The organism is Streptomyces sp. NPDC002490 (assembly GCF_040296045.1).
GTDB lineage: Bacteria > Actinomycetota > Actinomycetes > Streptomycetales > Streptomycetaceae > Streptomyces.
In genome coordinates this window covers 30,447-43,245 of sequence record NZ_JBEOWM010000047.1, presented here as the reverse complement: position 1 = coordinate 43,245, position 12,799 = coordinate 30,447, and the positions used below count along the sequence as shown (strand labels likewise).

13 protein-coding genes are annotated in these 12,799 nt (G+C 72.7%); 4 read left to right on the top strand and 9 right to left on the bottom strand.

The window, feature by feature from the left end; translation table 11 throughout:
• Window positions 1–76 precede the first annotated feature (76 nt).
• Entirely contained in the window at window positions 77–766 is a 690-nt protein-coding gene (locus ABT092_RS25070) for a DUF305 domain-containing protein (protein WP_351247585.1), read from the bottom strand.
• Between the two features lie 99 nt (window positions 767–865).
• A complete protein-coding gene (locus ABT092_RS25065; RefSeq protein ID WP_351247583.1) occupies window positions 866–1,336 on the bottom strand; it encodes a DUF6153 family protein in 471 nt (156 codons plus the stop codon).
• A gap of 248 nt (window positions 1,337–1,584) precedes the next feature.
• Between ABT092_RS25065 and ABT092_RS25060 the strand changes: the two genes are divergently transcribed.
• Both ABT092_RS25060 and ABT092_RS25055 read left to right on the top strand, forming a co-directional pair.
• Entirely contained in the window at window positions 1,585–2,010 is a 426-nt protein-coding gene (locus ABT092_RS25060; protein WP_351247581.1) for a hypothetical protein, read from the top strand.
• A gap of 223 nt (window positions 2,011–2,233) precedes the next feature.
• The gene (locus ABT092_RS25055) at window positions 2,234–2,689 is read left to right on the top strand and encodes a cyclic nucleotide-binding domain-containing protein (protein ID WP_351247579.1); all 456 of its coding nucleotides are present in this window, start codon (window positions 2,234–2,236) and stop codon (window positions 2,687–2,689) included.
• 20 nt (window positions 2,690–2,709) lie between these two features.
• Here the strand turns inward: ABT092_RS25055 and metX are convergent, their stop codons facing one another.
• Window positions 2,710–3,882 (bottom strand): homoserine O-acetyltransferase MetX, encoded by a 1,173-nt coding sequence (metX, locus tag ABT092_RS25050; RefSeq protein ID WP_351247595.1) that lies wholly within the window; start codon window positions 3,880–3,882, stop codon window positions 2,710–2,712.
• Window positions 3,879–5,234: a bifunctional o-acetylhomoserine/o-acetylserine sulfhydrylase gene (locus ABT092_RS25045; RefSeq protein ID WP_351247577.1), complete on the bottom strand. Its 1,356-nt coding sequence runs from the start codon at window positions 5,232–5,234 to the stop codon at window positions 3,879–3,881. The genes metX and ABT092_RS25045 overlap by 4 nt, the downstream gene beginning before the upstream one ends.
• 500 nt (window positions 5,235–5,734) lie before the next feature.
• Between ABT092_RS25045 and ABT092_RS25040 the strand changes: the two genes are divergently transcribed.
• Window positions 5,735–6,652 (top strand): SDR family NAD(P)-dependent oxidoreductase, encoded by a 918-nt coding sequence (locus tag ABT092_RS25040; RefSeq protein ID WP_351247575.1) that lies wholly within the window; start codon window positions 5,735–5,737, stop codon window positions 6,650–6,652.
• A gap of 360 nt (window positions 6,653–7,012) precedes the next feature.
• A complete protein-coding gene (locus tag ABT092_RS25035) occupies window positions 7,013–7,909 on the top strand; it encodes a phosphotransferase enzyme family protein (RefSeq protein ID WP_351247573.1) in 897 nt (298 codons plus the stop codon).
• Between the two features lie 88 nt (window positions 7,910–7,997).
• Here the strand turns inward: ABT092_RS25035 and ABT092_RS25030 are convergent, their stop codons facing one another.
• The 5 genes from ABT092_RS25030 to ABT092_RS25010 form a co-directional block, all read right to left on the bottom strand.
• Window positions 7,998–8,603, bottom strand: coding sequence for a DUF7691 family protein (locus ABT092_RS25030; protein ID WP_351247571.1), 606 nt, complete (start codon window positions 8,601–8,603; stop codon window positions 7,998–8,000).
• Window positions 8,604–8,846: 243 nt separating this feature from the next.
• The gene (locus tag ABT092_RS25025; protein ID WP_351247569.1) at window positions 8,847–9,770 is read right to left on the bottom strand and encodes a hypothetical protein; all 924 of its coding nucleotides are present in this window, start codon (window positions 9,768–9,770) and stop codon (window positions 8,847–8,849) included.
• A 108-nt stretch (window positions 9,771–9,878) separates the two neighbouring features.
• Window positions 9,879–10,079, bottom strand: a complete 201-nt coding sequence (locus ABT092_RS25020) for a YbdD/YjiX family protein (RefSeq protein WP_351247567.1) — start codon at window positions 10,077–10,079, stop codon at window positions 9,879–9,881.
• Entirely contained in the window at window positions 10,076–12,229 is a 2,154-nt protein-coding gene (locus ABT092_RS25015) for a carbon starvation CstA family protein (protein WP_351247565.1), read from the bottom strand. The genes ABT092_RS25020 and ABT092_RS25015 overlap by 4 nt, the downstream gene beginning before the upstream one ends.
• A gap of 158 nt (window positions 12,230–12,387) precedes the next feature.
• Window positions 12,388–12,633, bottom strand: a complete 246-nt coding sequence (locus ABT092_RS25010; RefSeq protein ID WP_351247563.1) for a DUF3311 domain-containing protein — start codon at window positions 12,631–12,633, stop codon at window positions 12,388–12,390.
• Between the last annotated feature and the right edge of the window lie 166 nt (window positions 12,634–12,799).

The window sequence follows — 12,799 nt, the reverse complement described above, 5'->3', positions numbered from 1 at the left end:
GGTGCGCGGGCGGGGGGGGGGGGGGGGGGGCCGGGCCCGGGGGCACCCGGGTGCCCCGGGCCCGTCCCGTCACGGCTCAGAGCCGGTCGAGGATCTTCTTCAGCTGGTCGATCTCGTCGGTCTGGGCCTTCACCACGTCATCGGCGAGCGCCTTGGCCGTCGCGTTCCTGCCGTTCTTCAACTCGTCCTCGGCCATCTCGACCGCACCCTCGTGATGGGCGATCATCAGCTCGGCGAACTTCTTGTCGAAGGCGGTGCCCTCGGCGTCCTTGAGGGACGCCATCTCCTCGTCCGTCATCATTCCGGACATCTCCCCCGAGCCGCCCGAGTGCCCGGCATGGCCGCCGGCGTCCTCCGCGGACTCGGGCTTGCCCCACGCCCCGAGCCAGGACCTCATCTTCTGGATCTCGGGGTCCTGAGCCTCGGAGATCGCCTCGGTGAGCTCCTTGACCTCGGAGTCCTTCACCCGCCCGGGAGCGAGCGCGGACATCTGGAGGGCCTGCTCGTGATGGGGGATCATCATCTGCGCGAACATCACGTCCGCGTCGTTGAAGGCGCCCGGCGCCGGGTTCTCGCCGGTGGGCGCGGTGGGTGCGGTGGAGGCACTGGCACTGGCCGGGGCGGAGCCCTTGCCGCCGTGGTCCATGCCGTCCATGTCGTCGTCGCTGCCGCACGCGGCGAGCACGAGGCTCGCGGCCGCGACGGCGGCGGCGAGGGCGAAACGGCGGGCGGGGGTACGGCGCTGAGCGCGCGTGAAGGCAGTCATGTCACAACCTCTGGAAGCTGTCGGTGTCGACGGAGGGCAGACGGGGGCACGGACGCGCCGCGCTGCGAGGGCAGCGCGCGGGCCCGTGGTGACGTCGGCCTAAATCCGCAGGATCGACAGCTGTGCGAGGTCGGGGCCGCGCGGCGGGGGCAGCGGCAGGAGCGTGCGCAGGGCGCCCGCGCGGAGCCGGACGAGCCACTCGCGCCGACCGTGCAGCGCAGCCCGTAGCAGCGCCAGGAGGACGAAGGCGCCGAGCACCGCCACGCACAGGGAGATCAGGTCCATCGCCGCGCCGGAGCCGTGCGAGGAGTCTTCCCCGTGGCCCGACGGGGCGTTCCCGGCGTCCGCCGCCGGGAACGCCGCAACGGACGCGACCACGGCGGTCCCGGGCGTCGAGACGGCTGCCGCGTGCCCGGTCCGGGCACCGGAGGCGTTGTCGGACGGGGTGTCCGGGTGGCCCACCGTGTGCATCATGAACACGCCGAGCACCAGCACCGTCACGAGCAGGAGGTGCCCCCAGGCACCCGCCGCCCGCAGGGTCCGGCTCGCTCGCACGTGGTCCGTCCTCATGGCATCGCACGGTAAGGGCGCCCCGAGTGGTGGTGCCCACCCCTGACGATACCCAAGGGGGGCATGCGATGCCGAACGCGGCCGGTCCTTCCCGCCGTGGGGCCGGGACGTGGGACGGGTCATGACGTCGGAGGTCATCGACCCGCCGCCGAAGCCCGGGCAGGGTGGAGCCACCGGCGTCCGGGGCGGCGCACTCCGCCCCGGGAGCCGGCCTGCCAGGCCCGTTCCCCCTTGGAGGGTGATTCCCCGTGTCCGTCGCGCTTCCGCTCGCCGTCCTCGCCCGCACCGCCGAACCGGTGGCGGTGGTGCGGCGCTTCCTCGCCCTCGACGCCGTCGTCACCGGCGCCAACGGCCTCGCCTACCTCGCGGCCGCCGGGCCGCTCGGCCGCCTGCTGGGCGTCGATTCGGGACTGCTGACGGGGCTCGGCGCCTTCCTCGCCCTGTACGGGCTCGGGGTGGGGGCGTTGGCGAGGCGCGGAGAGCCGTGGAGGACGGGCGTGCGCGCCGTGGTCGAGGTCAATGCGGCGTGGACCCTGCTGAGCGCGGTGGCCCTGGCCCTCTGGCTCTCGCCCACGACGGCGGGGGCGGTGTGGACCGTGCTCCAGGCCGTGACGGTCGGCGGCTTCGCCCTCCTCCAGCACCTGGCGCTGCGGGCGGTGGAGGACGCCGGCTGAGGCCCTGTGCCACACCGGACGTCCTGCGTGACCGTGGGGTGACGAATCGTGGTCGATCTGAGGCGGGAAGGGCTCCGGGCGCCGATTTCTCTCCCCCAAAGGAGTGACGAAAGGGATGAATCGGGGTAAGAGAATCGCACGCACCCCGCGCGCGGCGCCCATCGAGCGGGGAGGTCCCCGTGTGCGGGCGGCACGTGCGCGACCGCACACGAGGAGGCCCGGCATGACGACCGTGAAGAGGCTGCTCACGACGCTGCCCGCCGATCATCGCCAGCGCCTCATGGACCTGGCCCAGGAGGTGTCCTTCCCCCAGGACGCCCGGATCTTCGAAGAGGGCGGAACCGCGGACCGGCTGTGGGTGATCCGCTCCGGCACGGTCGCCCTCGATCTGCGGGTGCCCGACCGGCGCGGGGTCGTCGTGGAGACCCTGCACCCCGGTGACCTCCTGGGATGGTCCTGGCTGTTCCCCCCGCACGAGTGGGACTTCGGGGCGGAGGCGTTCAGCCCGGTGCGCGCCTACGAGTTCGACGCGCCCAAGGTGCGGGCCCTGTGCGAGGAGGAACCCGCGCTCGGGCTGGTGCTGCTGCGCGCGGTCGCCGAGGTCCTCGCCCATCGGCTGGCCGGCGCCCGCGCCCGGTTGATCGAGAACTACGCCAAACACGGCGGGGCCACGCTGTAGGCACCGGCCGGGCGCGGCGGTCAGACTCCTCCGAGCAGCTCACGCACCAGCGGGCCCACCTGCTCGGTCTCCAGGAGGAAACCGTCGTGCCCGTAGGGCGATGCGAGAACCCGCAGGGCGTCGGAGTGCGGCAGCCCGGCCGCGAGTTCGCGCTGTCGGGCCAACGGGTACAGCCGGTCCGAATCCACGCCGGCGACCAGGCACCGGGCGGTGACCCGGCGCAGGGCGACGGCCGTCCCGCCGCGTCCCCTCCCCACGTCGTGGCTGCTCATCGCCTCGGTCAGGGTGACGTAGCTGCCCGCGTCGAACCGGTGCGCCAGCTTGTCGGCGTGGTGGTCCAGGTACGACTCCACCGCGTACCGGCCGCCCCGCCACGGATCCTCGCCGCTCTGGGGCGCCCGCCCGAACCGGGAGCCCAGTTCGGCCCCGGTGCGGTAGGTGACGTGGGCCAGTCGGCGGGCGGTGCCGAGCCCCCGGTGCGGGCCCTCGCCGACGGGGGCGTCGTGGTAGTGGCCGCCCCGCCACCGCTCGTCGTCGCGGATCGCCCGGAGTTGGACGTGGGACCAGGCGATCTGCTCGGCGTCCGAGGCGGCCGGGCAGGCCAGCACCAGCAGCGAAGCGACCCGCTGCGGATGACCCACGGCCCATTCCAACGCCCGCATGCCGCCCATCGAACCGCCCACCACCAGGGCCCAGCGGTCGATGCCGAGCGCGTCGGCCAGGGCCACTTCGGCGGCCACCTGGTCACGTGGGGTGAGGAAGGGGAAGGTGCCGCCCCAGCGCACGCCGTCGGCACGCACCGACGAGGGGCCGGTGCTGCCCTGACAGCCGCCCAGGACGTTCGGCGCCACCACGAACCACCTATCGGTGTCCAGGGCCAGGCCGGGACCCACGAGCGGGTCCCACCACCCGGGAGTCGGGTGACCCGGCCCCGCGGGGCCGCTGACGTGACTGTCACCGGTCAGGGCGTGCAGCACCAGCACGGCGTTGGAGGCGTCGGGGGCGAGCCGGCCCCAGGCCTCGTACGCCAGGCGCACGCCGGGCAACTCGCCGCCGGCCTCCAACCGCAAGGGCGCGAGCAGCGAGACCCAGCGGCGTTCCCCGGGCGGGTCCCCCTCCCGCCAGGCCCCGGAGGCCGGCGGGAGGGGGACGGTGAGCGGACCCGCCGGGGCGTGGGGCGGTGCCCCGGTCAGGACGCCTCCTTGGCCGCGCGGAACCCCGCCGCCAGGTCGGCCTTGAGGTCGTCGACGTGCTCGATCCCCACCGACAGCCGCACCAGCCCGGGCGCCGTGCCCGTGGCGGCCAGCGCCTCGGGATCCAGCTGGCTGTGCGTGGTGGAGGCCGGGTGGATGATCAACGACCGGACGTCCCCGATGTTGGCGAGGTGACTGAACAGGGAGACGGCGTCGACGAACCGCTTGCCCGCCTCCACCCCGTCCTTGAGCTCGAACGCCAGCACCGCGCCGGCCCCGCGCGGAAGGTAGTGCCGCGCCGCCCGGTGCCAGCGGTTCGACGCCAGCCCCGGGTAGTGCACCGCCGCCACGTCCTCCCGCTGTTCCAGCCACTCCGCGAGGGCGAGCGCGTTCGCCGAGTGCCGTTCGATGCGCAGGCTGAGCGTCTCGACGCCCTGGAGCAACAGGAAGGCGGAGTGCGGGGAGAGCGCGGGTCCGATGTCGCGCAGCAACTGCACCCGCAGCTTCACCGCGAAGGCCCCCGCGCCCAAGTCCGGCCAGTAGCGCAGGCCGTGGTAACTCGGGTCGGGCTCGACGAAGTCGGGGAAGCGCTCGGGGCGGCTGCCGAAGTCGAAGGTGCCGCCGTCCACCACGACGCCCGCGATGGTGGTGCCGTGGCCGCCGAGGAACTTCGTCGCGGAGTGCACCACGATGTCCGCGCCGTGCTCGATCGGGCGGAGCAGGAAGGGGGTGGCCAGGGTGTTGTCGACGATCAGCGGCACGCCCGCCGCGTGCGCCACGTCGGCGACGCCCCGCACGTCCAGCACGTTGCCCCGGGGGTTGCCGAGGCTCTCGGCGAACAGCGCCTTGGTGTGCGGGCGGATCGCGGCCCGCCAGGCGTCCAGGTCGTCGGGGTCGTCCACGAAGCTGACCTCGATGCCGAACCGGGGCAGGGTGTGCCGCAGCAGGTTGTAGGTTCCGCCGTAGAGGGAGGTGCTGGACACGATGTGGTCGCCGGCACCGGCGAGGGTGAGGAGCGCGAGGGTCTCGGCCGCCTGACCCGACGCCAGGGCCACGGCGGCCGCTCCGCCCTCCAGGGAGGCGATCCGCTGCTCGAAGACGTCCTGCGTCGGATTGTGGATGCGGGTGTAGATGTTCCCGGGCTCCGCGAGCGAGAAGAGGTCCGCTGCGTGCTGGGTGTCCCGGAAGACGAAGGAAGTGGTCTGGTAGATCGGCACCGCCCGGGCGCCGGTCGCCGGGTCGGGCTCCGCCCCGGCGTGGATCTGGCGCGTCTCGAACGACCACCCGGCACCGGGCTCCACCGCGTCGTCGGGGGTGTGGCCGGCGGCCACCGAGTCGAGGGGCTGGCTCATGCGGTTCCTTCGTGCGAGGGTCGGGAGGGGTACGGAGGCGGTACCGGGTCGGACCCGTACCGCCTCCCTGCCGCGGATTCGGGGAGAAGGACCCAAAACACCCGGCGCACCGCAAAGTAGTCGGGGGCGGACCGGTTCGGTAGTACGCCTCCCAGGTGGCCACGAGCCTGCAACACTCCCGCAACACGCCACGGCCGCGGACCCCACCACGTTCCGGGCACACGGCCCGACCGGAACGAAGGGCTTCGGTCAACTTCCGTTCCCCGGGCGCAAGGCGTAGCCTCGCCTCCCGCCCGCCCGTGGAGGCGACCGGTCGACCCGAAGGGGGCGGGTGGGGCCGGTGTTCCGGATGCCCCCGCGCGCCGTGACGACGCGGAGCCAGCGCTCATTGCCGGCCATCCTCGGGGTTCCGACGAACAAGTCCCTTTTCGAACAAGAAAATCGCTCGTGTGACCTACCCGTACCAAGCGCCCTCCACCGGCGCCGGACCAGGAAGTCTCATGACGAAACAGAACGTTCCGCACCCGCTGAACCCGTCGAGTCCCACCAGTCCGTCGAACCTGGGGCACAAGGTGGCCGTCGTCACCGGCGGGGGTTCCGGTATCGGCCGGGCCACCGCCACCGTCCTGGCCGAACGCGGGGCCAGCGTCGTGGTGGCCGACGTCGACGGGGCCGCCGCGGCCGACGTCGCCGTCGCGCTGACCGCACGCGGACTGTCCGCCCTCCCGGTGGTGGTGGACGTGGGCGAGGAGGAACAGGTCCGGGCGATGATCGCCACCACGGTGGCGGCCTTCGGAGGACTGGACGTCCTGCACAACAACGCGGCCCTGCTTTCCCCGGACGTCCTCGGGCGGGACCGGCGCATCACCGACATCGACGCCGAACTGTTCGCCCGGGTGCTGCGCGTGAACGTGCTCGGCTACATGCTCGCCGCCAAGCACGCGATACCGCACATGATCGTGCGCGGTGGTGGGGTCGTCATCAACACCGGTTCCGCGGCGGGGCTCCTCGCCGAGTTCGTGCGCCCCTTGTACGGCACCTCCAAGGCGGCGATCCTCGGCCTCACCCGCAGCATCGCCGCCCAGTACGGGAAGCAGGGGGTCCGTGCGGTGGGCATCGCCCCGGGGCCGGTGCTCACGCCCGCCCTGGTGGACAACCTCACCCCCGAGGAACAGCGCGCGCTCACCCGGCACATCCTCACCCCGCGGGCCGGCGTGCCCGAGGACGTCGCCTACCTGGTGGCCTTCCTGGTGTCGGACGAGGCCGGGTACATCACCGGCACCACCATCTCGGTGGACGGCGGCCTCACCTCGCACCTGGCCACCCACGGGGACGAGGCCGATCCCGGCGAAGGCGTCGCGGTCCCACCGCCCCCACCGGTCGCCGAGGCCGGCCTCACCCAGCCCGCGGGGAGGTGACCCCTCGTGCGTGCCGCAGCGCGGCCATCCCTCGAACAGGCGAAGGGACCCTCCCGAGTGAATCGAACGCCGCGTCACAGGTCGGCGAGCGTGCCGTACCGGCCCTCGGGAAGCGCCGTCGAACCCTCCATCGAAGATTCGTCCGGAAGTGAGCGTGACGTGCCCGTGATCTGGTGCGTTGTGCTTGCGTCAAGACCCCACCCTCGAATCGGGAGATCCCGTGCATCCTGTTCCCGCGCCCTTTCGCCGTCATGTGGTGTTCGACTGCCGGACCGCCCCTGCGGCGTGCTTCCCGCGCCCCCTTGACGGGGCGTCGAAGACCTCCGCCCCGTCGCCACGACGAGCCCCGGGGCGGTGGGCATGCGGCTGCTGAACCACCTGCCCGACACCATCGACGCCTGGGCACGCGGGGCCGTCGGTGCCTTCGACACGGTCCGGGAGGTCCACGGCCGGCGGGCACCGGGCACCTGCCGGGTGTGGGAACTGACCCGGCCGGACCGGTCCACCCGCTTCATCGTCAAGGTCGCCCGCAACGCCACCGCCTACCGCACCGAGACCTTCGCCTACCGCCACGCCGTGCCCGCCGTCCCGGTGGGGGGCGCTCCGCTGTTGCTGGACTCCGAACCCGCCCACCTCGCCCTGCTGCTCACCGCCGTGCCCGGCCACCCCCTGCGGGAGCTGCGGCTGCCCCCGACCGAGGAGCGGGAGGCGTACCGGCGTGCGGGCGCCCTCCTGGCACGGATCCACACGGCGGGGGAGTTGACGCCCCAACGCCGGGCGGCGGTGCAGGAGGTCCTGGACCGGGCGCCGCAGCGGCTGGAACGCCTCCTCCACGTCTGCGGGGACCGTGTCGGCAGCCGCGAACGCGCTCTGCTGCGGGCCCTGGTGGCGGAGCTCCCGCACCTCGGGCCGCTGCCGATCGCCTTCGTGCACGGAGACGCCCAGCCCCGCAACCTGATGTGGTCCGCCGCGGGGCGCGCCGCCTGGATCGACTTCGAGCGGGCTCGGTTCGCCCCCGCCGTCCAGGACTTCGTCCGCCTGGCCGCCGGCCCCTGGGCCGACCGTCCGGCACTGCGGTCCGCGTTCCTGGCCGGCTACGGCCGGCGGCCCGGCCCCGTCGAGCGCCACGCACTGCGCTGCTTCGCCGCCCTCGACGCCGCCGGAGCCCTGGTGTGGGGCGCCCAGCAGGGAGATGCCGAGATCGTCGCACGGGGGCGGCGCACCCTGGCCCGGCTGACCGAAGGGGAGTTCGCATGAGCGCCCCGGCCCCACCCGTCCACGGCGAGCACCCCTCGGGCGGGCGTCGTCCCGGGGCCGGAGCGGCTTCCGTCCGCCCGGTCCTCGATCAGGACCGGAAGCCGACCACGCCGAAGCCGGGCAGCGCCTTCGCGCGCCGCATCCAGCCGAGGCACTGTGCGACGGCCTGTGCGACCTCCGGATCCTGCGGGGGCGTCCGGTGCGACCCGGCGGCCTCGTACTGCTCCAGGGCCCGGGCGATGTCGTCGGGCGTCCACTCGCCGCAGGCCGGGGTGAAGGAGGACGGCAGCGGAGCGGGCGGTCCGCCGTGGCCGAAGGACTCCACGGACACGGCGGTGATGCCCAGCGCGCCCAGTCCCCGGTCGACGACGGACAGCCAGTCGCCGCGGTGCGGCGTGAACCAGTCGTTGGGCAGGAAGGCGCCGTCGAACGAGCACAGCCGCTCGTAGGCGTAGCCGTACTGGAAGGCATGGCTGCGGTCCTTGCTGAAGGGTCCGCCGTGGACGACCGCGTGCAGCGCCGCCTCCGCCGTCGGGGCGCCCCGCTCGATCGCGTCGCGGTGGTACTCGTCGTCGCGGGTCAGGTCGTGGGCGAAGCGCTCGCGCAGCACGTCCAGCAATCGGTCGTCGCGGCATCCGATCAGGGCGCGGGTGGCCGTCGCGTCGAGCAGGTAGAGGCTCAGGGAAGAACTCATGGCGCGAGCCTAGGAGAGGCCACTGACACGGCGGTGCACGGCTGTCGCCCCGGATCACGGCGGGACGGGGCGGGGATTCTGACCCGTGCACGGGCGGGTCGCGGCGCTCGCGCCGGCGGGAGGGCGAGGTGGGGGGAACCGGTCGGCGGGAGCGGTTCCGAGTCGCCGGTGGGGTCCGCGGACGGTGACGGGGGAGCGGCGGGGTCGTGGTCCCACCGCCGTCATGGTCCGGGAACGGGTCGATCAGGCCGCGCCCGTTCGGTCGCGCCAGTAGGTGAAGGCCTTCACCGGATCCTCCAACGCGTCCCAGGGGAACATCGTCATGTGCCGCCCGATGCGCTGGAAGACCTCGGTGGCCTCGGTCAGCCAACGCGCCCGGACCAGCGCGAACGCCAGGAGGTTGAGGTCCGAGATGGCCTCGGCGTGCGGTGGCGCCGAGGTGTGGAACCAGTTGTTCAGGGCGAGTTCCAGTTCGCTGGCCGCCGCCTTCTCGTGCCAGATGCGATGGGCACCGAGCGCCCTGGTGCCGCCGGCCTCGACGACGTGGGCGAAGTGCTCGGCACGGGCGGTCAGCGGCAGCAGCACCAGCGGTGAACCCACCGGGGCCCGGGAGGCGGAGTGCCAGGCGAAGGTGGTCATGTCGCTCACCGAACCGTAGCCGCGGGGGGACAGGTAGCGCAGCACCACGTGATGGGCCGCGCGGTTGTCCGGGTCCCGGCTGATGATCTCCCGCCAGATGGCGGCCGCCCGTCGGGACGGGACCCGGCAGGCCCGCATCAGGTCCAGGAGGGCGATCAGCGGCGTGGGGTCCCGGGGATGGGCGTGCGCGGCCCGCACGCAGAGGGTCTGCGCCCGGTCCACCACCCGGTGCGTTCCCGAGGCGGCGCGCAAGGCCTCCACGCACGCCTGCATCACCACGGCGTCCGGGCTGTCCGGTGCGTAGTCGACCCAGTGGTCCGCAGCGGCCGGGGACAGCACGCGGGAGAGCACCGACACCCGATGGGTGCGGCGGTCCCAGTCCGGGCCGGTGGCGTCCAGCAGGTCGGCGACCGGTTGCCAGGCGGGGCGGATGCGGTCCACTCCGAGCGCCGGGAACGGGGGGATGGGGCGGATGTCGGTGATCACTTGGCGCAGCTCGCGGTCGTCCAACTCCGGGCGGATGCGCACCGTTGTGCTTCTTCGCATCATCACACGTCCTCTGTGGGGGAGGGAGGGCGCCGCGCGTGGCGCGCGGCGCCCGTACTGATCGGGGCGGTGAGGGTGAGGGGGACGTCGTCAGCAGCACCTGGACGGGGAGGCGGCCTCCCCGCGTTCGGCCCGGAGCCGTTGGTACTGCCGCGCGGTGGGCACGGGCTCCCCGGGATGTCGTTCGCGGTGCCGGGCGCAGTACTGCTCGTAGGCGGAGTCCCCGGTCACCTCCCTGAGGTACCACAGGGTCCAGCGCAGGGCCCGCAGGACGGTTCCGCCCGCGCTCACGAGCCGTTCCCCGGTCCTGCGGCCGGACCGGTGCCCGCAGGGGTCTTCTCGCGGCGCGGCGGTGCGACGATGGCGGACGGGACGTGCGGGGTCTCCGTGGAGACGACGCGTTCGGGACGGCGGACCGCCCTGAAGCACACCACGCCGGCATTGCCGATCACCGTGAGCACCAGGAGCACGAACAGCACGATCAGCACGCCGTCGACGGTGGAGTTGGTGACCACGGTGTGCATGTCGTCCATCGAGGTGGCGGGCCGCAGCACCTCCCCGGCGTCGATCGCGTCGGCGAACCGCTCGCGCTGGGCGAAGAAGCCGACCCGGGGGTCGTCGGAGAAGACCTTCTGCCAACTCGCCGTGAAGGTGACCGTCACGATCCAGGCGAGCGGCACCCCGGTCACCCAGGCCCAGCGCAGCCGGCCCGAGGTGACGAGCAGGGTCGTCGCGACGGTGAGGGCCACCGCGGCGAGCAACTGGTTGGCGATGCCGAACAGGGGGAAGAGCTGGTTGATCCCGCCCAAGGGGTCGGTGGCGCCGGCGTACAGGAAGTAGCCCCAGCCGGCGACGACCGCGGCACTGGCGAGCCAGGCGCCGGGCTTCCAGTTCACCCGGCCCATGGGCTTCCACACGTTGCCCAGCATGTCCTGGAGCATGAACCGGCCGACCCGGGTGCCGGCGTCCACGGTCGTCAGGATGAACAGGGCCTCGAACATGATGGCGAAGTGGTACCAGAACGCCTTCATGCCCTCGCCGCCCACCACCTCCGAGAAGATCTGCGCCATCCCCACCGCCAGGGTCGGGGCGCCCCCGGTGCGGGCGACCAGGCTGCTCTCCTCCACCGACTTGGCGGCTGCGGCGAGTTCCTCCGGCGAGATGGTGAAGCCCAGGCCGGAGACCGCCTGCGCGGCGGACTCCACGGTCGGACCCAGCAGACCGGCCGGCGCGTTCATCGCGTAGTACAACCCCGGATCGAGCACCGCCGCGGCGATCAGCGCCATGACGGCGACGAACGCCTCCATCAGCATCGCCCCGTACCCGATCATCCGGACCTGCGACTCCTTCTGGATCAGCTTCGGAGTCGTCCCCGAGGACACCAGGGCGTGGAACCCCGACAGCGCGCCGCACGCGATGGTGATGAACAGGAACGGGAACAGCGAGCCCGCGAAGACCGGTCCGGCCCCCGAGGAGGCGAACTCCGTCACCGCGTCGGCCTGCAACCGAGGGGCGGCGATCACCACACCGGCCGCCAGCAGCACGATGGTGCCGATCTTCATGAACGTCGACAGGTAGTCACGGGGCGCCAGCAGCATCCACACCGGCAGCACCGACGCCACGAACCCGTAGCCCACCAGACAGAAGACGAGCGTGGTCGGGCTCAGGGTGAAGACCTCCGCGAGGGAGGAGTGCTCGATCCAGCCGCCGCCCACGATCGCGAGCAGGAGCAGTGCCACCCCGATCACACTGGTCTCCAACACCCGCCCCGGCCGCAGGACGTGCAGGTAGAGGCCCATGAACAGGGCGATGGGGATCGTCATCGCCACGGAGAAGGTGCCCCACGGCGACTCCGCCAACGCCCCCACGACGACCAGTGCCAGCACCGCCAACAGAATGATCATGATGCTGAACACCGCGAGCAGCGCCGCGGTTCCGCCCACCCGGCCCAACTGTTCCCGGGCCATCTGCCCCAGGCTCTTCCCGTCGCGTCGCATCGACAGGAACAGCACCACCATGTCCTGCACCGCCCCCGCGAAGATCACGCCCGCGACGATCCACAGGGTCCCCGGCAGATAGCCCATCTGCATGGCGAGCACCGGGCCGACCAACGGCCCGGCGCCCGCGATGGCGGCGAAGTGGTGCCCCAACAGCACTCTGCGGTCGGTGGGTTGGAAGTCCACGCCGTCATCGAGGCGTTCGGCCGGGGTGGCCCGGGTGTCGTCGAGGCGCAGCACCTTGCGGGCGATGAACCGCGCGTAGAAGCGGTACGCGATCGCGAAGGAGCCGAGTGCGGCGGCCAACAGCCAGACGGCGGAGACCTCTTCACCCCGGGAGAGGGCGAGCACCCCCCAGGAGACAGCACCCGCCAGAGCGACGAGGGACCAGATGAAGACGGATTTCCAGCGGAGCCGGGACGGCGGTGCGAGGGTTCCGGACACGATGAATCCTTCGGTTCGCGGGAGAGAACACAACGAGTCGTACGGGTACCGGGCAACCGGCCCATCGGTCACGGATTTCACGGAACGTGCGTGAAGCACTCACACAACACCCCGCGCACCGCCACCGATGCGACCTCCGAGTCCGCCCCCGGGGTCGCTCACGACCCGGGCGAACCGCGGCTGCCCCTGGTCAACAGGTGAGCGATCGACAACGCCACCGCGCATCCCGGGATCCACGCCAACTGGTACCAGTAGAAGAACGGCACGCCCGCCCACATCGGCTGCGCACCCGCGTACCAGGGCACCCAGACCAATGCGACGACCGGAGCGAGGAGACAGAAAGCCGCCACGACCCGTCGTGCCGTGCCCCGGCCGGAAAGCTGCGTCCGTCCCTCGTCTGTCACGGGTTCCTCCTCGTTCCCCCGGTTCCCCGCTCCCGTACCGCGTCGGTCTGTGGAAGAGTTGCCGGCACCCCCGGTTCGGTTGACAGCTGTCGGCGGTGGATCTCGGTCGGATTCCCCTCGCGATTTTCCGCCATGCACATCGTTCGAACGCCGCGACGGGGGACCG